The following is a 26,299-nucleotide window of genomic DNA, read 5'->3' on the forward strand; positions in this document are numbered from 1 at the left end:
TGACAGCGACATAATTGAAAGGGGGCGTCCGCAGGGGCGCCCCTTTTTTATGCATCCGTGATCAGCAGCAGGGCGATCTTTGCGTCGTCAAAACAGACAAATCCCCATTCAACCGAAGCGCCCGAAATCGGGTTCCAAAGCCCGTCATAGCGGTTTGAGACGACCGTCAAACTCGCAGGATCAAATGCGCCATAAAGTGCCTCTGCGCATTCTGCCGCCGCCGCTTGTCCAAGCCATTCGTTTGAAGGATTGCCGATGTCATGGGCAAATGCCGCAGCCAATTGGCCAAGTGCAGACCGCGCTGAACCTGCATCGCGCACAGGATCGAGCAATTCCCAGTTAAAGCCAATTGGCTTATAGCCCAAACCGCTCACGAACGCGTCAGCGGCGGCCAAGTAAAGGCCTGTGCCTGAAATTAGCGGAGCGTGGTGAAAGTGCGCGGTGGCCCCTTCGTTCAAACGTGCCAGCCACCGTTTTTCAAACTGCTCAAACGGTTTAGCCACCGCGCGGACCGAACAGAGCCGTACCAACCCGGATATGCGTCGCGCCCAATTGCACGGCAGTTTCATAATCGCCGCTCATACCCATCGATAATCCTTGAATATCATTGTCGCGGGCAAGTTTGGCGAGAAGCGCAAAGAAAGGCGCCGGTTCAATATCCGCAGGAGGCAGACACATCAGACCGGCAATAGGAACGCCGGCATCGCGCACTTTCCCGAGAAAGTCGGGCAGTTGGTTGATCGGGCATCCGCCTTTTTGATCTTCGTCCCCGATATTCACCTGCACAAAACACGGGACACGTTTGCCCGCCTTGTCCATCGCTTTGGCCAAGGCCTTGAGCAGGCTCGGTCGATCAAGGGCATGGATACAATCAAACAATTGCACTGCATCTTCGGCCTTGTTCGATTGCAGCTGGCCAATCAAATGCACTTCGGCATCCGGGTATTGCTCTCGCAAAGCGGGCCATTTTTCCTGCGCCTCTTGCACGCGGTTTTCACCGAACACGCGGTGACCGGCCTCCAGCAACGGTGTGATCCGATCAGTCGGATGGGTTTTGCTGACTGCAATTAGAGTGACGTCGTCGACCTCACGCCGCGCAGGTTTGCAAATGCGCGCGATATTGGCTTTGACTTCGGCGAGACGGGTGGCTGCATTTTCCATGGTTGCGCGCTATAAGCGCCAAGTGCCGCAAGACCAATCCCTCCCTGCAATCTGGTTGATTTCGGATCATCGCAACGATTCCGTGCTTGAACGCGCGCTGCGGCGATTGCCCAAGGGCTCCGGTTTCATTTACCGGCATTATCATTTGCATGACCGCGCGCGGTTCAAAAGGTTTCGCGCCTTGCGCCGGATCGCCATAGGTGCCGGACATGTAATTATTCTGGCCGATAGCGCGCTGACAGCGGCAGAATGGGGCGCAGACGGTGTTTATGGTCCGCCCCGCGCGCTTACTCCCAAAAGACGCGGCTTGCTGCACCTTTCTAGCGCGCATGATCTGCGCGAGGTCGGTCTTGCAAACCGATATGGTTCAGATGCCGTTCTGATTTCACCAATATTTCCCACGCGCACACATCCCGGCGGCCAAACGCTCGGCCCGGTCCGGTTCCGCTTGCTTGCACAGCACTCAAGGTCCCCTGTTATTGCCTTGGGCGGGATGGATTCTGGCCGCGCACGGACTCTCAAATGGCCGCGATGGGCCGCGATTGACGGGCTCAGCTAGTCTCACGCCGCTTGACCCGGACTCTCCGAGGATTCATGGTGTGTTCCAATAGGAGCAACCCATGGCGACCCGCGCTATCAACACTCGAAAATCAACCGCAGACTGGCGCGCAGGATTGCGGCGCAGTTTGCGCCGTGCAGCGCAAATGACGGGCGCAGCCATGCTGCTGGCGGCGATGGTTTTCCTTGCGCTTGCTTTGATGAGCTATACCCAGACTGACCCCAGCCCATCGACCGCGGCATCCCCTGACCAAGTGAGCAACTGGATGGGTGCAAGCGGCGCCTGGGCCGCCGATCGCGTGCTGTTCACATTTGGCCTGCCCGCCATTTTGCTGCTGCCTTTACTGTATATTTCAGCGCGAAAATTGTGGCGCGATGTTGAAAACGGCGATGAGCCTGAAACCACCCGCTGGTGGCGGCCTGTGGGCTTGCTGCTTTTGGCTATAGTCCTTTTGGCCACGTTTCTGTCGCTTGCATTCGATGGTCCGGGCGGCACATTGCCTGCGCAATTGGGCGGAATTTCCGGCCTGCTCGGTGCATCTGCGATTGAGGCAATCGCGAACCGGTTTGGCGATAGCGCATCAGGTTGGATCATTCTGGGCGCGTTGGTCGCCTGTCTTGCGGGCGGAGTTGGCCTGTTGACGCGGGTCTTCGCGATAGATTGGCGTGCATTGCTGACCTTGCCGGAATTTGTTGGCGAAAGCGCAGTCGGCACAGCTGCTCTGTCGCGCATTCCCTTTATCCGGTGGGAGCGGCAGCCGCGCCTTACCTATGTTGACGAAGACGAAATCGAAGCCCCGGCAGACAAAGCGCGGCGCACAGCCAAACTCAAAACCGAACCTTCACCGGACCGCCCCGAGCCTGCGCCGCGGCGTGCACCCGAGATATCCGATCCTTCCGCACCGCCCAAAAAAGCCGCGCCAGCAAAGCAGAACCAGCGCGATATGTTCGCCGCCTACAATTTGCCGAGTCTGGAATTGTTGGCCGAACCGCCCGAAGATAAAGGACCAAAGCTCGATAAACTGGCATTGGAGCGCAATGCGCGCCTGCTCGAAAACGTGCTCGACGATTTCAATGTGAAAGGCGAGATTACCGCCGTTCGCACTGGCCCTGTTGTCACCATGTACGAGCTGGAGCCTGCACCGGGCATCAAAGCCAGCCGCGTCGTAGGGCTTGCCGAAGATATCGCACGCAACATGTCAGCAATCTCTGCGCGCGTTTCACCTATTCCCGGCAAGACGGTGATGGGGATCGAACTACCGAACACCGATCGCCAGATGGTCATGCTTAAAGAACTAGCCGCGTGTGCCGATTTCGCAGAAAACAAAGGCAATCTGCCCATCATTCTGGGCAAGGATATCGCGGGCGAGCCGGTTGTGGCAGACCTTGCCGCGATGCCTCACCTGCTTGTGGCAGGGACCACCGGATCGGGTAAGTCGGTCGGCCTGAACTGCATTCTTTTGTCATTGCTGTATCATTTCACACCGGCAGAGTGCCGTTTGATCCTGATCGATCCCAAAGTGCTCGAGCTGAAAAGCTATGACGATATTCCGCATCTGCTTTCCCCGGTGGTTACCGAACCGCACAAATCGGTCCGCGCGTTGAAATGGGCGGTCGAGGAAATGGAGCGCCGTTACCGGATGATGAGCTCGATCAATTCGCGCAACATCAACAGCTTTAACGAAAAGATCCGGGCCGCTGCGGCCAAGGGCAAACCGCTTGGCCGGCGCGTACAAACAGGCTTTGACCCCGACACTGGCGAACAATTGTACGAGGAAGAGCAGCTCGATTACGAACCATTGCCCCAGATTGTGCTGATTGTGGATGAGCTTGCCGATTTGATGGTGACGGTTGGCAAAGAGATCGAAGTCCTGATCCAGCGGCTCAGCCAGAAATCGCGCGCGGCGGGTATCCATTTGATCATGGCGACCCAGCGCCCATCGGTCGATGTCATCACAGGTGTTATCAAAGCCAACCTGCCAACCCGCATCAGCTTTAAGGTTACAAGCCGGATCGACAGCCGCACCATTCTGGGTGAGCAAGGCGCCGAACAGCTGCTGGGCAAGGGCGATATGCTGTATAAACCGAACACAGGCGCAACGGTCCGCGTCCACGGCCCGTTTGTCAGCGATGAAGAGGTTGAGGCGGTTGCAGATTTCTGGCGAGCGCAAGGATCGCCGGAATATATTGAAGCCGTTACCGAAGAACCCGCCGATGGCGGCGGGCTGACATTCGAAGACGATTTGACCGCATCAGACAATCCCGATGAACGCAAATATCGTCAGGCCTGCCAGATCGTAATTGAAAACCAGAAAGCTTCAGGGTCCTGGCTGCAACGCCAGATGGGCGTGGGATACAACACCGCGGCCAAATGGATCGAGCGCATGGAAAGCGAAGGCCTGGTCGGGCCTGCGAACCATGTTGGCCGACGCGAAATTTTCCGCGATCAGGATGGCAATCCGCTTTAATCTGCGGATCGCATTTGCATTGGGCCAATAGGGCCACAATTACGCGCTCGCGTGTGGCGGCAGGTGACTGGTGTCAGGTGACTGGTGGCAGGTGACTGGCGGCAGATGGGTGGCATCTGCGCAATATCCCGTAACATTGGTTAATTGATCTTGGGTCTGCACGCCCGGCCAGCGGCGGTGTGCGCGCGGGATCGGTAATCTGCGTGGTTTAAAATCAGGGTTAGGATTTTGTAAACGACCCCTGCGTATATCCACTGAGATGATCAATCGGACTGTCTTGAAGCGTGGTTTCGCGATGCGAGGTGCTCTGCTCAGCCTTTTTGCCACAGCCTGCGTAGCAGCCTTCGTGTCTGCGCCTGCCTTGGCTCAGGATGACAGCAAATGGGTCCTGTCGCCTGATGCACGGGTGGAATTCGCCTTTATCAGCGCCGAAAGCACGACCCGCGATGAACAATTGGTCGTCGATGGCGATGCGTTTACTCTGCGCGCTCAGGTCGGCGTTGATTTCGAAGATGAAGACACCCGGTTCCGGATCGAAGCGGACCGTATCGAAGTGTTTCGCCTTGGCGAAGATCGCGCCGATACCGCGCGTGATCGGTTCACCGCACAGTTCCAACAAGATCTGAGCAAAGAATGGGAAGTCGAGCTTCGCGCTCGCCACTATGATGATTTTGTAACCGCTGAATCAGGCAACACTGACGAGCTTCAAGGGTCCGCCGCGCTCACATATGAACCAGAGCGCGCCAATCGCTTCACCGTCCGCGGCACATGGCGCGACCGCAATTACGATAATGGCACTGCGCTGGAGACAGACGGTTCGGGACCGCGCGTTGATGCACAATATCGCCGCCGCCTAGGACGGTACCACTATCTGACATTCGATCTGCGCGCAGAATCGATCGAATCGGATGATCCACGGCGCGGATTTGAACGTCAGTCAGCGCGCGTATCCTACACAAGACCGATTACACCCGATCTGCGGGTTCGGCCTGCGATTGAGTTTCTGAACACCCGTTTTGACGGCCGCCTGACCGATGCGGGCGCGCGCCGTAATGATCAACTGGTCGTTCCCGAGATCGAAGTGCTTTGGTGGCCAGATCGCTGGCGGATCGAAGGCGAAGCCAAATACGTATTTTCAGACAGCAACGAACCTCTTCGCGAGCGTGAGGGCTACCGGCTAACGATATCGGTAGGGTATGTATTCTGATCTGATCTCCAAAATCAGGCAGATACGGGAGCGCGCGACCCCTCAGGTTAAGCGGCCCTTCTATATCGGCTTGGGCGTGGGTCTTGCCCTCGCTGTGCTGGTGGCACTGGGTCTCGCGAATACCGAGACCTTTTTTGCTATGCCATCCTCGTTCGAGGGGATCGCAACCTCACAGGCGGTCTGGGGCCTTAAACCATCCAACCTTTTGATGGTCCTGCCATTGGGTGCGTTTCTGGTTGTGCTGGCGCGCAGCTTTATCGGTCTGAAAGCATTTGGCCTGTTTACCCCGATGCTGATCGCTCTCGCCTTCCTCCAGATTGGTCCGGTCATGGGCCCTGTCGTGCTTGGTTCTTCGGTTCTTGCAGGCATGGTGATGACACCAACCTTGCTCAAATTGCGCATGACCCGCGTGGGCTTTCTAGGCGTGCTGATCTCGCTGATCGTGCTGGTGCTTGTCGGTCTGCAAATGGTCCTCGACACGCAGCTGCAAGTCGATGCGTTTCCGGTAATCGTTTGCGCATTGGTGGTCGAACGCTGGTGGCGTCAGTGGGAAAAAGACGGACCCAAAGAAGCCGCCTGGCAAGCATTCAACACATTCATGATTTCGGTCGTGATCCAGTTTGTCATGGTCTCTCACATTGCGCTCATGCTGATCGAGTGGTCACCGCTTTTGATGCCGGCCTTCACCGGTCTGGCGATTGCGATACTTGGCCGATATCGCGGATTGAGGGTAACCGAGATTGGCCGTTTTGCGCCGATCTGGCTGGAACGGCGGCGGGTTGCGAGAGAGAGCGAGGCGTTGGAAGGCGCCGCCGAGGACCGGCGCGTGGGTGCAGCTGACACCCGCAGAATACCCGAAGATGCGGAACATCAAGACAGTCCCAAAGTGCCTGACGAATCAAAACCCGTTCATGGGCGAAGTCCGCCTATCCACAGAGTCTGGGAAATCACCTCTTTCGAAGAGGTGGAACCGGTCGAACTAAGGCCGGACCCCGACCACAAAGAACCCGTCACGCCAAATAGCGAGTCCCAGTTCGGGGCTCGTTTCAGCGCATCTGAGAAGTTTCCCGTGAACAAGACCTGGTTAATAGGATCTGCCGACGATGTTTGAATCCTTCCGTCAATTCTGGGGCAAGGAAACCCCGCGCAAAGCCGGTCACGGCATGCAACCCATTCCGATGGTCGCTCTTGATGAGATCCTCGGGATCAATATGCGCAACGCGTTGATTGCCAAATACAATCCACGCAGCGCAATCGAGCGAGCGCGCGACAAAGTGGCCGCTAAGGTCGCATTGGAAGCCGCAGGGATCGCCTGTACCGGTACAGTAGCGGTGATTGACGATCACCAGAAACTCAATGCTTTCAAACCAGCTCGCGATATGCCCGATGCGTGGGCGATCAAACCCGCTCGCGGATCGCAAGGCGATGGAATTCTGCTCGCCGTTAGGCGGGAGGGGGATGTCTGGTATAAAGGCTCAGGCACTCCGTTAACGGTGACAGATGTAATGCATCACATCCAGAAAGTCGTCGATGGCGGCTTCTCCGGCGACACTGTCAGCGAAGATGCAGCCTTGATTGAACCGCTGATCATCGCCGATCCGACCTTGGCCGATCTGGTCCCCGAAGGCCTGCCCGATTTGCGCGTCATTTGCCTGCATGACGAACCGATTATGGCGATGCTGCGCCTGCCGACCAATGCATCGGACGGAAAGGCAAACCTTCACCAGCGCGCCATTGGTGCAGGCGTTTCTTTGGAAACCGGCCGGATCACCCGCGCTCTGGTGCGCGGTGTAGAAATCACTCACCACCCGGATACCGGCACCAAATTGATCGGGTATCAGGTGCCCGGTTGGGACCGCGTTCTGGAACTGGCCGGAAGATGCGGCCCCGCCATCGGGCTGGGGTATAGCGGATCTGACATCGTTCTAGACAAGAACGATGGCCCGCTGATCATTGAAGTGAACGCGCACCCCGGCATTGAAATCCAGAACATTTGCCAATTGGGCCTAAAGGCTCAAATGGCGCAGCTGGGTGAGGATTTCAAATAGGCCGAAGCTTATTCGGCGGCGTCTTCTGCCGGTGCCGCACCGCCCAGATCCGCCGCTGTCATCGTGATTTTTTCGTTCACGCGCCGCTCGTTCATGGCCATCACATCAGCAGGTGAAGCGACCAGACCAATCCGAGCCAGCGGTCCGTCTGCGCTCCAGTTTTTCACCCATTCATTGAGATACAGATCAAGTCCGGGAATGGCGCGCATGTGCGCTTTTTTGACATAGACAAAAAGCGGGCGGGCACCGGGATACGCGAATGATGAGATATTCTCATAAGTCGGGTCGACGCTATTCATCGGCAGGCCTTTAACCTTGTCGGCGTTTTCCTCGAGATAGGAGAAACCGAACACGCCGACGGAGCGAGGGTTGCCTTCGATTTTCTGGACGATCAGATTGTCCTGCTCACCCTGATCGACATAGGCACCGTCAGAGCGTACCTCGGTGCAGATCGCCTGATGCGCGTCTTTGTCGCTTTCCTTAAGCGCCTTCATATCGGCATTGGTATCGCAGCCGACTTCAAGAACGAGCTCTTTCAAAGCGTCGCGTGTTCCCGATGTGCTCGGCGGGCCGTAAACCAAAATCGGCTCGTCCGGCAGCGAGGGATCGACATCAGCCCATGTCTTTGCAGTCTGTTCGCCGCCATACGGATTGGCGGCGAGTGCTTCATACACGATGCGCGGCGACAGGTTCAGTTCAATCCCGTCAGTGGCAGAGGCAAAGGCAATTCCGTCCAGCCCGACCTGCAATTCGATAATGTCGTTAACGCCATTGGCCTGACAGCGTTCGAATTCAGACAGCTTCATGCGGCGCGACGCGTTCGCCATATCCGGCGTATCGGCACCTTCACCCGAACAGAATAGCTGGATCCCGCCGCCTGTACCGGTCGATTCGATAAGCGGTGATTTGTAATCAGGGTTCGACCGCGCAAAGCTTTCGGCAATTTGTTTTGCGAACGGATAAACCGTCGATGATCCGACAGCACGAATGGAATCGCGCGAGCCACCTCCACCGGCGCTATCGCAACCGGCGAGTGAAACAGATGCTATCAGGGCAATTGCGAGGGTCTTGGTCGATTTCATCAAATTGATCCTTCGGATGTCATATAGTTGGCCAGCTACTACGATTGTATGACGCGCTTATTACACTCTCCGTACCGCTCGGCAGCAGTCACGCAATGTGTTGGGACAAGCGGCTAAAAATCAATCTGCGCCCGCATAGCGATAATATCGGCGGCGTAATCGCGGCTGCCGGTTCCGGTTGGAAATGCCGCATCGCCATATTCAAGGTGCGCATAATTGGCGAGCAACATGGTGTAATCGGTGGGCTTCCAAACCAGCGACGCCATATATCCATCCTGCGTTCCGCCGATAATTCCAGCATCGTTCAGATCAAGCCGGTCATAGCGCAGGTTCACTTGCAGCGACCCGAACCCGCCATCATCGACCGCGCTGGCGGGTTTGCTGCGGTCAAAAGTTCCGCTTTTATAGCCGCGCGTATCGCCCTTGGTCAGGAAATAGCCCGCTTCGATAGACCCGCCGAAAAAAGTGGGGTCCTGCATCCCGGCAGACAGGCCGACATTCTGCCAATAGACTTCTGCGGCGGCGTGAAATGGGCCGGAAATGATCGCGCTTTCCAAGCCCAATCCGAATTCATTGTCTGCATCGAGGCGGTCGGTGTTGATGAACCTGTCCGCCGTGAAATGCACCAGCGGACGCTGGCGATATCGCACAGTCGATCCGCCTTGCAGCTCGTTGTAGTGAATTGACCCGCCCAGATGAAGCTGTGTCTCGCCAATCTTCGGCATGTACACGACGCGGCTATCAAGGCTCCAGTTCTTGGTGCCGGGCAGATCGATCATATTGTCGGTGAATGCGCCTGTCTGGACCAAGATATCGCCACTATTTATGACCAATGCTGCACCGACGCGGCGCTCAAATACAAATGCATCGGTAAAAGCTGAGCGTTCGATGAAGCTCGTGTGCACGCTGCTCGTCAATTCCTCCAACCCCTGAAAGGTGTTGAATTGGCCGACTAGGATTTCCGCATCTCCGGTTTCATATGAAATGATCGCATCGGTCACGGTTAGCTGGCTGGCAGCAAAATCAAACTCGAATTTATAACCGAAACCGCCTGGCAGATCACCGGAGGCGCCGAGGCGCGCTCGCCGCGTTTCGCCGCCAAACCCGCCGCGCCCGGTCGAACCGGGGACATCGATCGTCCCGGCATCGAATTGCAGCCGGCCGCGCGGTTTGAAACTCCACCCGCTTTTGTCGGTGATCTGCGGCATGCCTTTGAATTCGATAGTTTGGCCCGGAGTAGATTGGCCCGTATCAACAGCATCGGCGATTTGTTCGCTGGCGTCTTGTGCGACAGCATTGGTTTCAGCCAGGCTGGCTTCAAGCGCTTCCATGCGCGCTGCCATTTGCGCCATTTGAGCCCGCATTTCGGCAAGCTCCTGGCGTAATGCTTCTTCGTCTGGCGCTTCGGCGACCTGTGCGAATGCAGGCGTTGTGATGGCCGCAAGAGTGGCCGCCATAGCCAACGTTGAGATTTTGTGATGCATAATCAGCTTTCGAAGTAACCAGACGGCGGCTGGGTAACCCATGACTGATCGCCGCGTCAATTATCGGCGGCCTTTCCTTGTTGAACAGCCAAGCGTCTTACGCGGCGCGGAATGGGGCAAGCACTTCGGGCCTGACCCGCGCCAATCTTCCGGTTTCGCGGTCCAGCATCGCCCATGTCGTTTGGGCTGAAACCAGCGTCTTTCCGTCCGCGCTGAGAAATTCGACATGGCGCACCGATTTCGCGCCGCGCGCGCCGTCTGGGATCCAAGTCTCGCCCTGCGCAATTTCACCTGCGGCAATGTTGCCGCGATAATCAATCTCGTGCCGGATCACTACCCAGAAGAATTGCTCGCGGTGGGCAGGATCGGCGACCGCATCCCAATGCGCGGTCGCCAGATCCTGAATCCATTGCACCCAGACCGAATTGTTGACGTGGCCTAGCTCGTCAATGTGCTCGGGTGCGGCGGCAAAGGATTTGGTGAAGCGTGTCGTCACTCCGCGCCGGTCTCCTTAGCCATCCCCATTTGCCACAAGATAAAAGCGAATTCCTCCGCCGTCTCGTAAAGCGAATTCCACCGCCCTGATTTGCCGCCGTGCCCTGCGCCCATATTGGTCTTCATCAACAACACATTGTCATCGGTCTTGTATTCGCGCAGCTTGGCGACCCATTTGGCAGGCTCCCAATAGGTAACGCGCGGATCGTTGAGACCGGCTGTGACCAGCATCGGCGGGTAATCCTGCGCGGTGACTTGGTCGTATGGCGAGTAGGACAGGATGTAGGCGAAGGCCTGCTTGCTCTCGATGGGATTGCCCCATTCCTGCCATTCGCCCGGCGTCAGCGGCAGATCTTTGTTGAGCATCGTGCCCAGCACATCGACGAACGGTACATGGCTGACAATGGCGCCATATTGCGATGGGTCCTGATTGATGATCGCCCCCATCAACTCGCCGCCAGCCGAGCCGCCGCTGGCAGTGACTTTGCCTTCGGCGGTGTAGCCTTTTTCAATCAGCCCGCGCCCGACATCGACGAAATCGTTGAACGTGTTGGTCCGCTCATTCAGCTTGCCCTGAAGATACCAGCGCCGCCCCAGATCATCGCCGCCGCGAATATGTGCGATGGCATAGGCAAACCCGCGATCCACCAGGCTCAAACGCGTGGTCGAAAAGCCCGGTGACACCGCGTAACCATACGCGCCATAGGCATAAAGATGCAGCGGCCCGCCCGCAGCGCGGTCTTTTCGCATCACAACACTAACGGGTACCATGGTCCCATCGCGCGCCTGAATCTCCAGACGCTCGGTGGTGTACAGCGAAGCATCGTAACCGCTTGGAATTTCCTGCTGCTTGAGCTGTTCGAGAGATCCCGTTGCCACGTCATAATCAAACACCGTATCCGGCGTGATCATGCTCTCATAAGCAAGGCGAAGTTTGGTCTGGTCATATTCGGGATTGTTGGAAAGGCCCGCTGTGTAGCTGGCTTCGGGGAATTCGATGGCGCGAACCGAATCCGGCGCGTCATATTGGCGGATCTGGACCTGATCGAGACCGTTAAGCCGCCCTTCGGTGACCATGAAATCTTTGAACAGATCAAATCCGGTCAGGTAAAAATCATCCGAACCGGCCAGCACGGTTTCCCATGCGTCCGGCGTATTCAGCGGCGCCTTGGCCAGCCGGAAATTGATGTGATCATCATTGGTCCAGACGAACAGTTCGCCTTCCCGAATATCGGCGCTGTATTCTACGCCTTTCTCGCGGGGCTTGATCAATGTCAGTTCGCCCGTTGGATTATCAGCGGAGACAAAGCGCACTTCGCTTGTTTCATTGTCGCCTGTGGCGATGATCAGATAATCTTCCTGAGCAGAGAGGCCCGCGCCCACGCCAAAGCTTTCGTCATCCTCTTTATACAGGATCACATCGTCTGATTGCGGGGTGCCAATAATATGAAGCTTCGCCTCAAGCGTACGCCAATTTTCATTGGCAGGTCCGTAAACCAGCCCGGTGTCATTCGCGACCCACGTCAGCCCGCCGCGCAGGTCGGTGATTTCATCATCCAGCAATTCACCGGTTTGCAAATCCTTGATCCGCGCTGTGTAGCGTTCCGATCCGTTGGTGTCGGTCGCATACGCCATGTACCGACCGCTTTTGCTGATCGACAGCGCCCCGAGGCGAAAATATTCGAGCCCTTCTGCAAGCTCGTTTTGATCAAGGATCAGCACCGGATCACCGCCGGCAACCGGCTTGCGCCAATGTTTGCGATATTGCGCACCCTCTTCAAACTCGGACCAATACAGATAATCGCCCATGCGCTGCGGCACGGTGCTGTCATCCTCTTTGATCCGGGCGCGCATTTCCTTGAACAGGGCCTCGGTCAGCTCCGCCTGCGGGGCCATTTGCGCTTCGAACCATGCGTTTTCGGCTTTGATGTAATCCAGCACATCCTCATCATCGACCACCGGATAGGATTTGTCGTAAAGCCAATCGTACGGGTCGGAGATCGTAATCCCGTGATAGCTATAGCTGTGCTCACGCTTTTCGGCGGTGGGCGGAGACTTCGGTGTCTCTTGTGTCACTGGGGTTTTGTCCTCGTTCTGGGATGCATTGGCGGCGATCGCAGGGGCCAGCGCGATAAGCGCGCCGAGCGATGCGGATACGATCAGGGGTGTTTTCATAAAGGTGGTTACTCCTTCAGGATTTGCCACTTCGCTGGAAAGCTGCGCGGTTCATCTCTATGTTGCGTGTCATATACAAACAAAAGCGCGCGGCAAGCACCGCGCCAATGCACTGAATCAAGGATATCGCCGCCATGCTTATGCAAACCCACGAAGCCCGTCTGAAAGCCCTGCGTGAAGAGCTGAAACGCCGCGATCTGAGCGGCTTCGTTATTCCCATTTCAGACGAGCATATGAGCGAATATGTCGGGGATTATGCGCAGCGGCTTAACTGGCTGACAGGGTTTGGAGGATCAGCGGGATTTGCTGCTGTCACGCTCGATCACGCAGCGATCTTTGTCGATGGGCGCTACACCGTTCAGGTGAAAGATCAGGTCGATGGCAACCTGTTTGAATATCGCAGCATCCCTGGTGACAGTTTGGGCGCATGGCTGACCGAAAAAGCGGGAGACGGCGCTGCGATTGCTTACGATCCATGGTTGCACACGTGGAGCTGGGTCGAAGCGCTGGAGGCCGAAGTCGAGCCCAAAGGCGTGCGCATGGTGCCTGCGGACAGCAATCCGATCGACGCTGTCTGGGCCGATCAACCCGCACCATCCGATGCCGTGGCCTTTTCCCATGAGGATGCACTTTCAGGGCGCTCCTCTTCGGAAAAGCGGGGCGAAATTGCCGATTGGCTGACTGCGAATGATCTTGATGCGGTGGTCATTCCGGCACTCGATTCCATTGCGTGGCTGCTTAACATTCGCGGCAGCGATGTGGAGCATACGCCAGTCGCGCATTCCTATGTCATTGCGCACAAGGATGGGCGTGCGGACCTGTTCATGGCGCCGGAAAAAATTACACCCGAACTCACGCAACATCTCGGCAATGCAGTCACGATCCGGGACTGCAACCAATTCACAGCCGCGCTTGGCGAATTTGCCGGTAAGCGCGTAAGCGTTGATCCCGAATTCGGTGTTGTCGGCATCGCCCAAGGCTTGCGCGCAGGCGGGGCGAACTTTGTGTTCAAACAAGACCCGACGATCCTTGCAAAAGCGATCAAGAACCCTGTTGAACAGCAGGGCCACCGTGATGCGCAGGAGCGTGACGGCGCTGCGGTCAGCCGCTTTCTACGCTGGCTTGAAGTCAACGCGCCTTCGGGCGAAATTGACGAGCTGACGGCTGCGGCCAAGCTCGAAGGGTTCCGCCGCGAACATGGCGATCTGCGCGACACTTCGTTTGACACAATATCCGCTGCCTCGGGCCATGCTGCGCTGCCGCATTACAAGGTGGATGAAGAAACCAATATTCCCATCCCGCCCGGCTCGATCTATCTGGTGGATAGCGGCGGGCAATATCCGGCGGGCACAACCGACATCACCCGCACGGTGTGGATCAATTCCGCCGATGGCTCAGCCGAACCGACCGCCGAGATGAAGGATCGCTTCACCCGCGTTCTGAAAGGTCACATCCAGATCGACCGCGCGCGCTTTCCGCAAGGAACCAATGGCGGACAGATTGATGCGTTTGCGCGCCAATATCTCTGGGAAGCGGGCGTTGATTATGCGCACGGCACCGGCCACGGGGTCGGCAGCTTTCTCGGCGTGCACGAAGGCCCTCAGCGGATCGCAAAACCATCGGGCGGGCAAGCCGGAACAAGTCAGGAGCTGTTTGCCGGCATGATCCTGTCAAACGAGCCTGGCTATTACAAAGCGGGCGAGTTCGGCATTCGGATCGAGAATCTGGTGCTGACAGTGGAGCAAGAGATCGCCAACGCAGAAGGCGCGTATCTTGGCTTTGAAACACTCACTTTCGTGCCGCTTGATCGCACGCTGATTGCAAAAGAACTGCTGACAGATAGCGAGATTGCGTGGGTGGATGATTATCATGCACGCGTACGCGATTTGATCGCGCCGCAGCTTTCCGGCGATGACCTGGCGTGGCTGGAACGGGAATGCGCACCGCTTTGAGCGTTCTTGCGCACCGACCAATGTTCTAGTAATGTTCCTGTATAGCGAGTCGCAATCGAGCGGCTTGCCACAGGAGAACGCAATCATGATCGGCTATGTTACTCTGGGCACCAATGATCTGCCGCGCGCGGCAAAATTCTATGATGCGATCGCCAAACATTTTGGTGTCGGGCGGATGATGGACTTCGATACGTTCATTGCCTGGGGCGAAATGGGCGGCGCGCCCGGCATTGCCGCAACGCAGCCTTTTGACGGTGAGAAAGCGACTGCGGGAAATGGCACAATGGTCGCGCTTCAGGTGGACGGGCCGGAAAAAGTGAAAGCCGTCTACGATACAGCCATCGCAGGTGGAGGCAGCGACGAAGGCGCGCCGGGTCCACGCGGCGATGACGGGTTCTATGCCGGCTATTTCCGCGACCCTGATGGGAACAAGCTCAACGTGTTCTGCATGGTGCAACCCGGATCATGAGCGCGCGCAGGCTGAGTGATGCCTTCATTCACCTTGGCCTTGGCGCAACCGCCGATCCGCAGCCTCCGTTTGACGGACCGGAATGGTACGAAGGGTATGGGATGCGCCATGGGAGTGACGGTCCGGAAGGCCGGCTCGTGTCGCAGCACACTTTCACCGAAGGATGGGATTCGTGGGAAATGCATCCCAAAGGCTGCGAAGTTGTCATTTACATCCATGGATCGATGATCCTCACGCAGGAATACCCTGACGGGAAGCGCGAAGATATCGCCCTTTGCGCAGGCGAGTATGCGATCAATCCGCCAGGTGTGTGGCATATCGCCGACGTGGAAGAGAGCGCGACTGCAATCTTCATAACAGCCGGCGAAGGCACCCAGCATCGCCCCAGATAAATCAAAGCGATCGGTTTCTTGCGGGCAAATGAATGAAATAGTGCGAAAAATTGCGCTTCCATGAATGACGCAGCCTGCCTGATACAAAGCGCGACAATTTGCCGGTAATCGGGGATAATACTGCGACACACACCCTCTAGAACAAGCGTCATGAGTTGCGGCGGGTTTGCCTTCAGGTGTTTCCCCCTCAAGCCCCTGATGATGAGCGACTATCCCCTTTTGTCGCCATTGTGTTTTGGTCGCCTGTCGCAGCTCTCATAATGAGATCATGATACTGGAGAACCACAATGCGTAATATCACCCTTGGCCTCGCAGCCGTAGTTTTGGCAGCCGGCGGAACCGGCATCGCTTTCGCAAATCAAAGCGATGCAAAGCGCGGACCCATGGCCGCTGATGCAAACGGCGATGGTATCATCTCGCTCGCAGAGACCAAAGCACACTCCGCAACGCGCTTCGCCCGGATGGATATCAACAATGACGGCGTAATCAACGCAGCAGACCGCGCCGCACGCCGCGCGGCACGTTTTGCTGAGGCCGACACCAACAATGATGGTGAATTGAGCTCCGAAGAAATGACCGCAGCCCGTGAAGCGCGCACAGCATCACGCGAAGCGCGCCGTGCCGAGCGCAAGGCAGCCCGCATGGAACGCCTGGACACTGATGGCAGCGGCGCGCTGTCCCAGGCCGAAATGGAAGCTGGCAAAGAAAAGCGCAGCGAAGCGCGCGGTGAACGCCGCGGTAAACGTGGTGAAATGCGGCGCGGCGGACGCGGCGGCGGCAAAGGCGTCATGCGTATGATGCGCAGCGCCGACACCAATGGCGATGAAAGCGTGAGCCGTGCAGAATTCGACGCGGCGGTCGAAGCCCGCTTTGCACGAGTCGATACAGACAGCTCGGGCACGATCACAGCCGAAGAACGCGAAGCAGCCAAGGCCGCTATGAAAGAGCGCCGCGGAAAGCGCGGCCAAAAGGGCGAACGCCGCGGTGCGCGCGGCCAGTAAAACGCCAATCCCGCACGGATCCGGCCCCTTCGGTTTGCCAGATCATTCCTCCGCCAGCCCGGCTCGAAACCTCTTAAAGGTTGCGCGCCGGGCTGGTCTTCATTCATGACAAAGCCGGGATGATACAGTGATGAGCCAAGATGATTCCATTTCGATCCTGTTGGTCGATGATGAAGCGACTCTGCGCGAACCGTTGGCCGAATATCTGACCGGACAGGGCTTTGCCGTGACCGAAGCAGCCAGCGCCGCCGCCGCGCGCAGCGAGCTGATCAATTTTCAACCCGACATCGTGCTGCTTGATATCATGATGCCGGGCGAAGACGGATTGTCGCTTTGCCGCCATCTGGTTGAGACACACAATCTACCAGTGATTTTCCTGACCGCGCGCAGCGAGCCTACTGACCGGATTATCGGTCTGGAACTGGGCGCGGATGATTACATCGTCAAGCCGTTCGAGCCGCGCGAACTGGTGGCCCGTATCCGTACAGTTCTGCGCCGGGTTGGCCGCTCGGGCGGGGCTGCGAACGAAACCGAGGACTGGTTCTACACATTCGAAGGCTGGCAGCTTGATCCGCTAAAGCGCAAATTGACCGATCCAGAAGGCGTCACCATTCCCATTTCCACTGCCGAATTCCGGCTTCTGCGCGCGTTGCTTGATAATTCGCGCCGTGTGCTGGACCGCGATCAATTGCTGGAAATGGTCCAAGGACGCACAGCACATCTTTTCGACCGCGCGGTCGACAATCAAATCAGCCGCCTTCGCCGCAAGATCGAAAGCGACACCCGCAAGCCGCAATTCATTCTGACTGTTCGCGGCGGCGGCTATCGCTTTGCTGCCAAGGTTCAGCGGATCGAGCCGCCGCGCCCATCATGATGCGGTTTGTCCCTTCCAGCCTGTTTGGTCAGGTCATGTTGGTGCTGGCCTTCGGCCTGCTTGTCGCACAATCCATTTCGGCCGTGCTGCTGTACCGTGCAGCCGAAGATCGGCGCGAAACCGCATCGGTCAGCGCGCTTGCATTTCGCCTGATTGATGATCGAGCGCGCGGGGATCGGCCAAGAGCAGAGCGTCGCAACCGGTTGCGCGCCCTGCGCCGCGCGGCTGCAGGCGAAAATGCAAGTGCGGATCGCCCCCGTAGAGCAGGCACAGGACCGGCGTTTTCGCGTCCTCTGCGGCTGGGTATCGAACGCAGCGAAACAAGCGCAATCTCAGATACCGAAAACCGTTTGTCCGGTTATGAAATCACTTTGCGCGATGTGCTGGAGGCGCAAGATCTCGTTGTCGGCGATATTATGATCACGCGCCGGCTCGCCGGTGAAGACGCTTTTGTTCAGGATGCAATGGAGCGCAGACCCCGCATGCGCGGGCCCGATTGGGAAGCGCGCTCTGTTCTGATCGCGTCGGTCGAGCGCGCCGATCGGGCTGGCTGGTTGACTGTCAGGGTTCCAGAGCCGCCCCGCGTATCGGGCGGTATCGGTGCAATCGCGCTACAGACTGCGGTGATATTTGCGGTGCTGGTGCTGCTGTTGTTTTTCGTCTTGAGACGCATCACCAAACCCCTGGCGCTTTTGACAGAGCGCCTAACGGATTTCTCCCGCCGGCCTGACAAAACCGTCTTGCTCACGGAAAGCGGCCCGTCCGATACCCGGCAGCTCATCGCAGCGCATAATGCGATGGAAACCCGCATCACATCGATGCTCAATGAAAAAGACGTCATGCTTGGCGCGATCGGGCATGATCTCAAAACACCGCTCGCCGCCCTGCGGGTGCGCATCGAAAGCGTGCCGGATGAAAATCAGCGCGCGCGCATGGCCGATTCGATTGAGGATATCACCGCGACACTCGATGATATCCTGACACTGGCACGGGTGGGCAAATCGCATACTGGCGCAGAAGCCGCCGATCTTGGAGCTCTTGCGAGCGGTGTGGTCGAAGAATTTGAAGATCTGGGCGAGCCGGTCACAATGGACGATCCGCCGCGCGTGGTTGCCAATGTGCAGGTCACCTGGTTGAAACGGGCGCTGCGCAATCTGGTCAGCAATGCGGTGCGTTATGGCGGCGCGGCCCGCGTGACGATTGCAGAGGTGGACGGGCAGGCCACGCTTGCGGTCGAGGATAACGGCCCGGGCATTCCCGAAGACCAGCTGTCAGACATGCTGGAACCGTTCACCCGAGGCGAGGCCTCGCGCAACCGCACCACAGGGGGCGCGGGCCTTGGCCTAACGCTCGCACGGGCCATTGCAGAGCAACATGGCGGCACGCTGACGCTGTCCAATCGCGGTCGCGGCGGTTTGCGCGCCGAGATCGCTCTTCCGCTTCGATAATCGGGAACAGGTGCCCGGATGTCTGGCCATCAGGCCGGATGCCTACCGCATCAATCCGCCAATCAGATTACGCACAAACCGGCCTGCGATGGGTCCGGCCAGATCTGTCGCGATTGATCCGGCGGCCGAAGTGATGCCCGAAGCCATCGGATTGGAGCGGCTTTTCTTGCCCAGCACCGCAGCGGCCGCTGCCCCTGCCATGCCGCCTGCAGCGACCTTGGTCCCGCGCGAAATGGCTTTCTCCCACATCGACTTGGTTTTGCGAGGCCGCTTGCGCACCTCCTCTTCGCCTTGCTCGGCGACTTCCTCGGCAGTTTCGACCGCATCCTGAGCTTTCTGAGCCAGGATCTCTTCGGCGCTTTCGCGGTCGACGACTTCGTCATACTTGCCATCAAATGGGCTAATCGACTGGATGATTGCACGCTCTTTTTTGTTGAGCGGGCCAAGGCGCGAACGCGGCGGTTTGATCAAGGTGCGTTGCACGATTGTCGGCGCGCCATCTTCGTCCAGCGTTGAAACCAGCGCCTCACCCACTTTCAATTCGGTTATGACTTCTTCGGTATCAAGGTCATCATTGATGCGGAACGTTTCGGCGGCGGCTTTGATCGCGCGCTGATCGCGCTTGGTAAAGGCGCGCAGTGCGTGTTGGACGCGGTTGCCCAGCTGGCCTGCGACCTCTTCGGGGATGTCGATCGGATTTTGTGTGACAAAAAATACACCCACGCCCTTGGACCGGATCAGGCGGACGACCTGCTCAATCTTTTCCTGCAGCGCTTTGGGCGCATCATCGAATAGCAAGTGCGCTTCATCAAAGAAAAAGACGAGCTTGGGTTTGTCAGGGTCACCGACCTCGGGCAGTGTTTCAAACAGTTCGGCGAGCAACCACAGCAGAAACGTCGCATACAGTTTGGGGCTGCGCATCAACGTGTCTGCGGCGAGCACGTTCACATGGCCGCGTCCGTTTTCGTCAACCTTCAGGAAATCGTCGATCTCAAGCGCCGGCTCACCAAAGAAATGGTCCGCGCCTTGCGCTTCAAAACTCAGCAATTGCCGCTGGATCGCCCCTACAGATTGCTTTGATACATTGCCGTATACGCCAGACAATTCGCTCGCATTTTCATGCGCAAATTGAAGCAGGGATTGCAGATCGCCGAAATCGAGCAGCAGCAGGCCGTTTTCATCAGCGTGTTTGAATACGATCTGCAGCACGCCTTCTTGCGTGTCGTTGAGATCAAGCAGCCGCGCGAGCAAAAGTGGACCCATTTCGGTGATTGTGGTGCGGATCGGGTGACCTTGCTCGCCGAACAAATCCCAGAACACCACCGGATTATCGGAATAGGCATAATCGTCCATGCCCAATTCCTTGGCCCGCCCTTCCAATTTATCGGCATGTTTGAAAGTCGGCGAACCCGGCATCGCGATGCCCGAAAGATCGCCTTTCACATCGGCCACAAATACGGGGACACCATTGGCAGAAAAGCTTTCCGCAATCCCCTGGAGCGTCACCGTTTTACCGGTGCCGGTCGCGCCTGCGATCAATCCGTGGCGGTTCGCCCGGCTCAGCGCGAGATTCTGATTTTCGCCATTGCCGCCGAGGCCGAGAAAGATATCGCTCATGTGTCTGATGGTTCCTCACACAAAAATTTGTCCGATAAAGGCTCTGCATAGCCAAAGCGGAGCGGTCAAGCACTCGACTTGAGAGCGCAATTGGCTAAGGCAGGATGGATGGGTCAGACGAAGCCTTTTCTCCTGCTGGATGATGCGCGCAGCGATGGCGCGGCGGATACGCTTTTTTACGAGAGCCCCCGCGAAATTTTCGTCGCCTACCGTCCGGACGAGGTCGAAAATGTGCTTGCCCTGGCAGAAGATTCGCGCGCCCGGGGCGGGCATTTGGCAGGCTATATCGGTTACGAAGCCGGATTGGCATTGGAACCAAAGCTGACCGGATCGGCCGATGCCCGCAGCGGAGCGGCAGGGCCGCTTGTCTGGTTGGGCCTGTTCGATGATCCCGTTCGGATTGCGGCCGCTGATGTACCGGCATGGCTGACAGAGCGCAGTGAAGGCTCCGCTTCGATCGGGCCTTTGGAACCTCAGCTATCGCCGGGCGGGTACGAAGCGGCCTTTGCCGCTTTGCGGGAGGCAATCCATGCGGGCGATATCTATCAGGCCAACCTCACCTATCCTCTGGCTGGTTCGTATCGCGGAGACCCTGTGGCATTGTACAGCGCGCTGCGCGGCGCGGCGCAAGCGGGGTATGGCGGAATGGTGTTCGACGGTTCGCACTGGCTGCTCAGCTTTTCGCCTGAGTTATTCGTGGCGCTGGACGGGGACCAAGCCAAAGCCAAACCGATGAAAGGCACGCGACCGCGCGGGCACGACAAATCAAGCGATGCCGCTTTGGCTGAAGAATTGGCCGGATCGGTCAAAGACAAAGCCGAAAACCTGATGATCGTTGATCTGATGCGCAATGATCTGAGCCGGGTGGCGGTGCCGGGCAGCGTGCGTGTCGATGCCCCTTTCGCGATTGAGAGCTATCCCACCGTGCATCAAATGGTTTCCAGCGTTCGCGCGCAGCTTGCACCGGACAAGGGCGCGATGGATTTGGTGCGGGCTTTGTTCCCGTGCGGTTCGATCACCGGCGCGCCCAAAATCCGCGCGATGGAGCTGATCAACGAGCATGAGCGCGATGCGCGCGGGCCGTATTGCGGCGCCATCGGGCGGATCGATGAAGACGGTAATTCTGCTTTCAATGTCGCGATACGGACCCTGCGGCTGACTCCGATTGAAAATGATCAGGGCAGCGCCGTGCTTGGCATCGGATCGGCTATTGTGGCGGATAGCGATCCGCTGGCTGAGCGCCGCGAATGCGAAGTGAAAGCGGGCTTTGTCCGGCGGTCTTCGCCAGACCACAGCGCCGCTGCCTTTGATTTGATCGAAACGATGGCGTTTGATCCTGAAAATGGCATCGCGCTGCTGGAACTGCATCTTGCGCGGATGAAAAAGAGCGCGGCTGAACTGGGTTTTGAATTTGACCGGCACGCTGCGCGCAATCAGATCCATGCCCTGTGTTTTGACCTTGAAGAGCCAGCCAAGATCCGCTTGCTGTCTGCTCGCAGCGGGGCAACCGCTCTGGAAACAGGGCCGATGCCCGAACCGCGCGGCGAGCCTGCAAAAGTGATTGCTTTGCCCAACCCGCTCGATCCGTCCGATTGGCGGCTGTCTCACAAGACATCGGATCGCGGATTTTATGCAGATGCGCTGGCCGCGGCAAAGGGCATGGGCGCGGATGAGGCAATACTGGTCCGCGAAGATGGACTTGTAACCGAAGGCAGCACCACCAACATCTTTGTCGAACGGGGTGGGATGTTCCTGACCCCGCGCGCATCATCCGGACTGTTGCCGGGCGTATTGCGCGAATATCTGATCGAGAAAGATCAGGCGCGCGAAGCGGACCTGACGCTCGATGATCTTACCAATGGCTTTATGCTCGGCAATGCTGTGCGCGGCCTGTTCAAAGGCACGCTAATATGAATATTCCAATCCTGTTTGAAGACGGCGAGGCGCTTGTGATCAACAAGCCTGCTGGCCTTCCTGTTGACCGACCGAAACGCGGTGGGCCTGCGCTGTTCGATCATATCGAACAATTGAAGCTGGGTTTTCAACGCCCGCCAGTTGCCGTCCACCGGCTGGACACTGATACCAGCGGCTGTCTTTTGATGGCGCGCAATCCCAAATCGCTCAAACGGTTCAATAAAGCGTTTGAAGATCGCCTGGTGGGCAAGACCTATCTGGCCATCATCGATTTCGAACCTGCCGAACAATCAGGCACGATTTCGCTCAATCTGTCCAAGATCAGCTCGGCTGAAAAAGGCTGGCGCATGATCGCCGCCAAAAAAGGCAAGCCCGCCGTTTCGCATTGGGAGCTGCTGCAGACGATTGGCGAAGGCGACAAGAAACGCTCGCTTATTCGTTTCCGGCCTGAAACGGGCCGCACGCATCAGCTGCGTGTTCACGCGCTGCAAGGCCTTGGCGCACCGCTGCTGGGTGATCCGGTTTACGGCCCGGTGCGTGGCCAGAATAAAGGCGCGCCGCGCACTATGTTGCATGCAGAGGCGATCCACATAATCCGCGAAGGCAAAGATCCGATCAGCGCGTTTGCGCCGTTCCCGGAGGATTTTGAACGCGCTGGCCTGACTGCGCCCGAACCGCCGGCCTCACCGGCGCGCGCGCCTCAACCAGACGCAGAGCACATTGCCGCACCCGCTGCCACACCTGACACCACAACTGACACCGCACCCGACACCGCATCGGACAATGGATAACTCTCTTCTTGATCGCGCTCATGCGCTTGCCGAAGAGAGCTTTCTGGCGGGGTCCGGCCCCGGCGGCCAAAATGCCAATAAGGTCGCGACCGAGGTACAATTGCGCGTCAATATCTATGCGCTGCGCCTATCGCCGCCAGTCTTTGCGCGTCTGCGTGATCTAGCAGGGTCCAAGCTGACCACAGCGGGCGATCTGTTGATCACCGCGCGTCAACACCGGACCCAAGACGCCAATCGGCAAGCCGCGCGTGAAAAGCTGGAGGATATGCTCGAAGAGGCCCATCGCCAGCCGAAAAAGCGGGCCAAAACGCGAATCAACCGGATCGGTAAAACAAAACGATTGAAAACCAAAAAGGCGCGCGGCGATGTCAAAGCAAAACGCGGCAAGGTGAGCCGGTCCGATTGGTAAAGTCTGCGCCCTTGCGCGCTTGACTTTTCCACGGGAATCGGCGAATGGCGCGCTTCTATCGGCGATGCCCCGCTTGGGCCGGGCGCGCCGTTTTGTGTTTTCTGGCCGATATCGGCCCATCAGACAGACTTAGGATACCGCCATGGCGAAGCCCGCAACCGTCAAGATCAAGCTCGTCTCGACCGAGGGCACGGGCTTTTACTACACGACCAAAAAGAACCCGCGTAACATCACCGAGAAAATGGTGTTCCGTAAATACGATCCGGTCGCGAAAAAGCACGTCGAGTTCAAGGAAGCGAAGATCAAGTAAGATCTGACGCGGACGCGCTTGTCTAGTCATAGCGCGCCAACCTTGCTGCTTGCATTTTTAATAGTTCAGCCGCAGTTCAACGCTTTGTCCTTAACGACTGGGGCATGATGATGCTGACCTCTATTTTAAAAACCCGATCCAAACGATTCGCTGCCGCAGCCTGCGCCGGCGCAATTGCGTTTGCCCTGCCCGTATTCGCTCCGTTCACTGCGGTGCCAGCGGCGCAGGCACAATCAAACGAAGCCAAACTGGACCGTGCGGTGAACGCATTGCGGGCGATCTCCACGATGCGCGCCGATTTTTCCCAGACTGACCGTGCCGGCAATGTTGCGCGCGGTACGATGACCCTGAAACGCCCCGGAAAAATCCGGTTCGATTACGGCAAAGACGCTGACTTGCTCGTCATCTCAAACGGCAAATCGCTGTATATGGTGGATTACGAGGTCAATCAGGTCGAACGCTGGCCAATCAAGAATTCGCCCCTTGGCGCGTTGCTCGATCCAAACCGGGATGTGAAGAAATACGGCAAACTGATGCCGACCAGTTCTTCCGATGTCTTGAGTATCGAGGTCCGCGATCCCAAACGCCCCGAATTTGGTGTGATGAATCTGATCTTCGTCAGCAATCCCGGCGCGCCGGGCGGAATGCAATTGACCCATTGGGTCGCGCTGGATGCGCAAAATCACCGGACCACCGTGCGGCTTTCGAATCATCGCTATGGTGTCTCGGTCGCCGAAAGCACATTTCAGTTCAAAGATCCGCGCCAGTCATCCCGTCGCCCACGCTGAACGGCTCGGCCCTGTAAAGTTGTATGAATGCGACAAAACTAGGGTTTCATTCATATAGCTGAAAGCCAGTTTGGCGTAATAATACGTCATAAGGTGGTTGAAGGGCAGGTTTCCCCCCTGTTGCCAGCTCTTTGCGAAGACTGCCTTGTACAAGCGTGACGAACGCTAATACGGAACCCCTGTCTCATCGCCCCCGAGACAGGGGTTTTTTCGTTCTTACTCCCAGCCGAACGCCTTGCGAATGATGTCATAAATGACATTCTGCTCAATCACGCCGCGCGCTTTGTCGGAACCGGGGCCGGTTGCATAAAGCGCGACATCTTCACCGGCATGCGTTTCGCTATCGGTCGGAATCGCGGCTTGTTGCTGCGCATTGATCCCTGTTTCGGGTATTGGCCGTTCTGCCAGATTGGCAATCGCGCCGGGCCCGTTGGCATAACCCAGCGTGGTGTAAGGCTTGCCATCGGCGGCTTTGGAAACCTCTGCGACTTCATCGCCGCCGCCTTCGGGCGGTACGACCAATCCCAGAATATCATTCCCGCGCCGAGGATAGCCAGCAATGGTAAAGACGTGGCTGTGATCCGCAGTAACCAGGATCAGCGTTTCTTCGGGATCCGTATTGTCGACAGCGTACTGGATCGCCCGCGCAAACTCGACCGTTTCTTCGAGTGCAAAGCCCGCCTTGCCAGCATGGTGTCCGTGGTCAATCCGGCCCGATTCTACCATCAGGTAATAGCCATTGGGATCCGATTTGATCCGTGTGATCGCTTGCGCGGTCATTTCAGTAAGAGTGGGTTCGCTCTGACCTTTGCCGTCCATCCGCTCGGCCATGTAAGTCATATGGCTTGGCGAAAAGACGCCTAGCAATGGTTTGTCCATCGGCGCCGCGTTCATCGCGTCCGAACTGCGCACAAAGGTGCCTCCGGTGCGTGTCATCCAGTCAGCAGGCAGGTTTGCGTCTGCATTGAGCCTGCGCCCGGTATCATCGGTGCCTTCGCCATAAAATGAACCGAGCCCGCCGCCCAGCGCAACGTCCCAATCGGCTTCGATCAGCTGGGTTGCAATGTCCTTGCACCCTTTACCGCGCTCGTCTTCGGGAATGGCCGCATCTGCTTCCCAATTGCGATCCGCGCTGCGGGCATAGACGCTGGCAGGGGTCGCATGGGTAATGCGAGCGGTCGAAACGATACCAAGCGCAAGGCCTTTATCTTTGGCCTCTTCACCCAGCAGCGGCAGCGGGTTTGCAAGGCCGGATGCGCAATCACCGCGGACGGTGCCGGTCCCAACGCCAAGCAGGCCGATATTGGTTTTCGCACCGGAATGCATCGCTGTTGCTGTGCCCGCGCTATCCGGAACCTGAGCATTGCTATTGTATGTTTTAACCAACGCAACATTTTCGAACTTTTCAAAACTAAGCAGGTTTTCCTCGCCAGTCTCACCCCTTTTTTGACCTTCGTAAATGCGCGCCGCCGTGATGGTCGATATGCCCATCCCGTCGCCGATAAACAGGATCACATTCTTGGCCTTTGCCGGTGCCTCGGGCGCTACCGAGCCCACGCTCTGCATTGCATAGGTCCCCTCAGGCGGAGTGCAGGCGGCGATGGGCAGCGTAGTTGCCAACAGGGCGGCAGTAAAAAGGCGCGTGCGGATCATAAT

General features: G+C 57.6%; 24 protein-coding genes. 16 read left to right on the forward strand and 8 right to left on the reverse strand.

The features are described from left to right. Window positions 1–47: 47 nt before the first annotated feature. The gene (locus FGU71_RS04435; protein WP_142787438.1) at window positions 48–503 is read right to left on the reverse strand and encodes a hypothetical protein; all 456 of its coding nucleotides are present in this window, start codon (window positions 501–503) and stop codon (window positions 48–50) included. Further along, window positions 496–1,161 carry a YggS family pyridoxal phosphate-dependent enzyme gene (locus tag FGU71_RS04440; RefSeq protein ID WP_142787439.1) on the reverse strand — a complete coding sequence of 222 codons (666 nt, stop codon included), beginning with the start codon at window positions 1,159–1,161 and terminating at the stop codon, window positions 496–498. The genes FGU71_RS04435 and FGU71_RS04440 overlap by 8 nt, the downstream gene beginning before the upstream one ends. Here FGU71_RS04440 and FGU71_RS04445 point away from each other — a divergent pair. The 5 genes from FGU71_RS04445 to FGU71_RS04465 all read left to right on the forward strand — a co-directional run bounded on the left by FGU71_RS04445 (window position 1,145) and on the right by FGU71_RS04465 (window position 7,442). Beyond that, a complete protein-coding gene (locus FGU71_RS04445) occupies window positions 1,145–1,720 on the forward strand; it encodes a thiamine phosphate synthase (protein ID WP_325053166.1) in 576 nt (191 codons plus the stop codon). The genes FGU71_RS04440 and FGU71_RS04445 overlap by 17 nt on opposite strands. Window positions 1,721–1,781: 61 nt before the next feature. Continuing rightward, the gene (locus tag FGU71_RS04450) at window positions 1,782–4,187 is read left to right on the forward strand and encodes an FtsK/SpoIIIE family DNA translocase (RefSeq protein WP_142787440.1); all 2,406 of its coding nucleotides are present in this window, start codon (window positions 1,782–1,784) and stop codon (window positions 4,185–4,187) included. A gap of 259 nt (window positions 4,188–4,446) precedes the next feature. Beyond that, the gene (locus FGU71_RS04455; RefSeq protein ID WP_185960194.1) at window positions 4,447–5,394 is read left to right on the forward strand and encodes a hypothetical protein; all 948 of its coding nucleotides are present in this window, start codon (window positions 4,447–4,449) and stop codon (window positions 5,392–5,394) included. Beyond that, on the forward strand, window positions 5,384–6,505 hold the full coding sequence (locus FGU71_RS04460; RefSeq protein WP_142787442.1) for a 7TM domain-containing protein: 1,122 nt from the start codon (window positions 5,384–5,386) through the stop codon (window positions 6,503–6,505). The genes FGU71_RS04455 and FGU71_RS04460 overlap by 11 nt, the downstream gene beginning before the upstream one ends. After that, a complete protein-coding gene (locus tag FGU71_RS04465; RefSeq protein WP_142787443.1) occupies window positions 6,498–7,442 on the forward strand; it encodes a sugar-transfer associated ATP-grasp domain-containing protein in 945 nt (314 codons plus the stop codon). The genes FGU71_RS04460 and FGU71_RS04465 overlap by 8 nt, the downstream gene beginning before the upstream one ends. Before the next feature lie 8 nt (window positions 7,443–7,450). Here the strand turns inward: FGU71_RS04465 and FGU71_RS04470 are convergent, their stop codons facing one another. From FGU71_RS04470 to FGU71_RS04485, 4 genes are all read right to left on the reverse strand, one after another. After that, complete coding sequence (locus FGU71_RS04470) at window positions 7,451–8,524, reverse strand: substrate-binding domain-containing protein (RefSeq protein WP_142787444.1); 1,074 nt, start codon at window positions 8,522–8,524, stop codon at window positions 7,451–7,453. Window positions 8,525–8,637: 113 nt separating this feature from the next. Then, window positions 8,638–9,981 (reverse strand): porin, encoded by a 1,344-nt coding sequence (locus FGU71_RS04475; RefSeq protein WP_234035636.1) that lies wholly within the window; start codon window positions 9,979–9,981, stop codon window positions 8,638–8,640. A 124-nt stretch (window positions 9,982–10,105) separates the two neighbouring features. Then, window positions 10,106–10,504 (reverse strand): acyl-CoA thioesterase, encoded by a 399-nt coding sequence (locus FGU71_RS04480; protein WP_142787446.1) that lies wholly within the window; start codon window positions 10,502–10,504, stop codon window positions 10,106–10,108. Further along, complete coding sequence (locus FGU71_RS04485) at window positions 10,501–12,678, reverse strand: S9 family peptidase (protein WP_142787447.1); 2,178 nt, start codon at window positions 12,676–12,678, stop codon at window positions 10,501–10,503. Before FGU71_RS04485 ends, FGU71_RS04480 begins: the two co-directional genes overlap by 4 nt. 134 nt (window positions 12,679–12,812) lie before the next feature. Here FGU71_RS04485 and FGU71_RS04490 point away from each other — a divergent pair, with 134 nt between their 5' ends. From FGU71_RS04490 to FGU71_RS04515, 6 genes are all read left to right on the forward strand, one after another. Next, window positions 12,813–14,630 carry an aminopeptidase P family protein gene (locus FGU71_RS04490; protein WP_142787448.1) on the forward strand — a complete coding sequence of 606 codons (1,818 nt, stop codon included), beginning with the start codon at window positions 12,813–12,815 and terminating at the stop codon, window positions 14,628–14,630. A gap of 85 nt (window positions 14,631–14,715) precedes the next feature. Continuing rightward, complete coding sequence (locus FGU71_RS04495; RefSeq protein ID WP_142787449.1) at window positions 14,716–15,099, forward strand: VOC family protein; 384 nt, start codon at window positions 14,716–14,718, stop codon at window positions 15,097–15,099. Next, window positions 15,096–15,491: a cupin gene (locus FGU71_RS04500; protein ID WP_142787450.1), complete on the forward strand. Its 396-nt coding sequence runs from the start codon at window positions 15,096–15,098 to the stop codon at window positions 15,489–15,491. Before FGU71_RS04495 ends, FGU71_RS04500 begins: the two co-directional genes overlap by 4 nt. A 287-nt stretch (window positions 15,492–15,778) precedes the next feature. After that, window positions 15,779–16,492, forward strand: coding sequence for an EF-hand domain-containing protein (locus tag FGU71_RS04505; RefSeq protein WP_142787451.1), 714 nt, complete (start codon window positions 15,779–15,781; stop codon window positions 16,490–16,492). 130 nt (window positions 16,493–16,622) lie between these two features. Continuing rightward, window positions 16,623–17,366 (forward strand): response regulator, encoded by a 744-nt coding sequence (locus FGU71_RS04510; protein WP_142787452.1) that lies wholly within the window; start codon window positions 16,623–16,625, stop codon window positions 17,364–17,366. Further along, window positions 17,363–18,814: a sensor histidine kinase gene (locus tag FGU71_RS04515; protein ID WP_234035637.1), complete on the forward strand. Its 1,452-nt coding sequence runs from the start codon at window positions 17,363–17,365 to the stop codon at window positions 18,812–18,814. Before FGU71_RS04510 ends, FGU71_RS04515 begins: the two co-directional genes overlap by 4 nt. A gap of 42 nt (window positions 18,815–18,856) precedes the next feature. Here FGU71_RS04515 and FGU71_RS04520 read toward each other — a convergent pair whose 3' ends face one another. After that, complete coding sequence (locus tag FGU71_RS04520) at window positions 18,857–20,431, reverse strand: helicase HerA-like domain-containing protein (protein ID WP_142787453.1); 1,575 nt, start codon at window positions 20,429–20,431, stop codon at window positions 18,857–18,859. Between the two features lie 108 nt (window positions 20,432–20,539). On the opposite strand from FGU71_RS04520, the gene pabB reads away from it, so the two are divergent. From pabB to FGU71_RS04545, 5 genes are all read left to right on the forward strand, one after another. Next, on the forward strand, window positions 20,540–22,345 hold the full coding sequence (gene pabB / locus FGU71_RS04525; RefSeq protein WP_142787454.1) for an aminodeoxychorismate synthase component I: 1,806 nt from the start codon (window positions 20,540–20,542) through the stop codon (window positions 22,343–22,345). After that, window positions 22,342–23,136 (forward strand): RluA family pseudouridine synthase, encoded by a 795-nt coding sequence (locus tag FGU71_RS04530; protein WP_142787455.1) that lies wholly within the window; start codon window positions 22,342–22,344, stop codon window positions 23,134–23,136. The genes pabB and FGU71_RS04530 overlap by 4 nt, the downstream gene beginning before the upstream one ends. Then, window positions 23,129–23,545 carry an alternative ribosome rescue aminoacyl-tRNA hydrolase ArfB gene (gene arfB / locus FGU71_RS04535; RefSeq protein ID WP_142787456.1) on the forward strand — a complete coding sequence of 139 codons (417 nt, stop codon included), beginning with the start codon at window positions 23,129–23,131 and terminating at the stop codon, window positions 23,543–23,545. Before FGU71_RS04530 ends, arfB begins: the two co-directional genes overlap by 8 nt. A 142-nt stretch (window positions 23,546–23,687) precedes the next feature. Then, the gene (gene rpmG / locus FGU71_RS04540) at window positions 23,688–23,855 is read left to right on the forward strand and encodes a 50S ribosomal protein L33 (RefSeq protein ID WP_142787457.1); all 168 of its coding nucleotides are present in this window, start codon (window positions 23,688–23,690) and stop codon (window positions 23,853–23,855) included. A gap of 104 nt (window positions 23,856–23,959) precedes the next feature. After that, entirely contained in the window at window positions 23,960–24,643 is a 684-nt protein-coding gene (locus FGU71_RS04545; RefSeq protein ID WP_234035638.1) for a LolA family protein, read from the forward strand. A gap of 216 nt (window positions 24,644–24,859) precedes the next feature. Here FGU71_RS04545 and FGU71_RS04550 read toward each other — a convergent pair whose 3' ends face one another. Continuing rightward, entirely contained in the window at window positions 24,860–26,296 is a 1,437-nt protein-coding gene (locus FGU71_RS04550) for an alkaline phosphatase (RefSeq protein WP_142787458.1), read from the reverse strand. Window positions 26,297–26,299: the final 3 nt, after the last annotated feature.

The sequence above is a fragment of the Erythrobacter insulae genome (assembly GCF_007004095.1).
GTDB lineage: Bacteria > Pseudomonadota > Alphaproteobacteria > Sphingomonadales > Sphingomonadaceae > Erythrobacter > Erythrobacter insulae.

Excerpts from the sequence above, each read along its gene's own strand:
- FGU71_RS04440 (WP_142787439.1), bottom strand. The coding sequence starts at position 1,161 with ATGGAAAATGCAGCCACCCGTCTCGCCGAAGTCAAAGCCAATATCGCG.
- FGU71_RS04450 (WP_142787440.1), top strand. The coding sequence starts at position 1,782 with ATGGCGACCCGCGCTATCAACACTCGAAAATCAACCGCAGACTGGCGC.
- FGU71_RS04455 (WP_185960194.1), top strand. The coding sequence starts at position 4,447 with ATGATCAATCGGACTGTCTTGAAGCGTGGTTTCGCGATGCGAGGTGCT.
- FGU71_RS04460 (WP_142787442.1), top strand. The coding sequence starts at position 5,384 with ATGTATTCTGATCTGATCTCCAAAATCAGGCAGATACGGGAGCGCGCG.
- FGU71_RS04465 (WP_142787443.1), top strand. The coding sequence starts at position 6,498 with ATGTTTGAATCCTTCCGTCAATTCTGGGGCAAGGAAACCCCGCGCAAA.
- FGU71_RS04470 (WP_142787444.1), bottom strand. The coding sequence starts at position 8,524 with ATGAAATCGACCAAGACCCTCGCAATTGCCCTGATAGCATCTGTTTCA.
- FGU71_RS04475 (WP_234035636.1), bottom strand. The coding sequence starts at position 9,981 with ATGGCGGCCACTCTTGCGGCCATCACAACGCCTGCATTCGCACAGGTC.
- FGU71_RS04485 (WP_142787447.1), bottom strand. The coding sequence starts at position 12,678 with ATGAAAACACCCCTGATCGTATCCGCATCGCTCGGCGCGCTTATCGCG.
- FGU71_RS04490 (WP_142787448.1), top strand. The coding sequence starts at position 12,813 with ATGCTTATGCAAACCCACGAAGCCCGTCTGAAAGCCCTGCGTGAAGAG.
- FGU71_RS04495 (WP_142787449.1), top strand. The coding sequence starts at position 14,716 with ATGATCGGCTATGTTACTCTGGGCACCAATGATCTGCCGCGCGCGGCA.
- FGU71_RS04500 (WP_142787450.1), top strand. The coding sequence starts at position 15,096 with ATGAGCGCGCGCAGGCTGAGTGATGCCTTCATTCACCTTGGCCTTGGC.
- FGU71_RS04505 (WP_142787451.1), top strand. The coding sequence starts at position 15,779 with ATGCGTAATATCACCCTTGGCCTCGCAGCCGTAGTTTTGGCAGCCGGC.
- FGU71_RS04510 (WP_142787452.1), top strand. The coding sequence starts at position 16,623 with ATGAGCCAAGATGATTCCATTTCGATCCTGTTGGTCGATGATGAAGCG.
- FGU71_RS04515 (WP_234035637.1), top strand. The coding sequence starts at position 17,363 with ATGATGCGGTTTGTCCCTTCCAGCCTGTTTGGTCAGGTCATGTTGGTG.
- FGU71_RS04520 (WP_142787453.1), bottom strand. The coding sequence starts at position 20,431 with ATGAGCGATATCTTTCTCGGCCTCGGCGGCAATGGCGAAAATCAGAAT.
- pabB (WP_142787454.1), top strand. The coding sequence starts at position 20,540 with ATGGGTCAGACGAAGCCTTTTCTCCTGCTGGATGATGCGCGCAGCGAT.
- FGU71_RS04530 (WP_142787455.1), top strand. The coding sequence starts at position 22,342 with ATGAATATTCCAATCCTGTTTGAAGACGGCGAGGCGCTTGTGATCAAC.
- arfB (WP_142787456.1), top strand. The coding sequence starts at position 23,129 with ATGGATAACTCTCTTCTTGATCGCGCTCATGCGCTTGCCGAAGAGAGC.
- rpmG (WP_142787457.1), top strand. The coding sequence starts at position 23,688 with ATGGCGAAGCCCGCAACCGTCAAGATCAAGCTCGTCTCGACCGAGGGC.
- FGU71_RS04545 (WP_234035638.1), top strand. The coding sequence starts at position 23,960 with ATGATGATGCTGACCTCTATTTTAAAAACCCGATCCAAACGATTCGCT.
- FGU71_RS04550 (WP_142787458.1), bottom strand. The coding sequence starts at position 26,296 with ATGATCCGCACGCGCCTTTTTACTGCCGCCCTGTTGGCAACTACGCTG.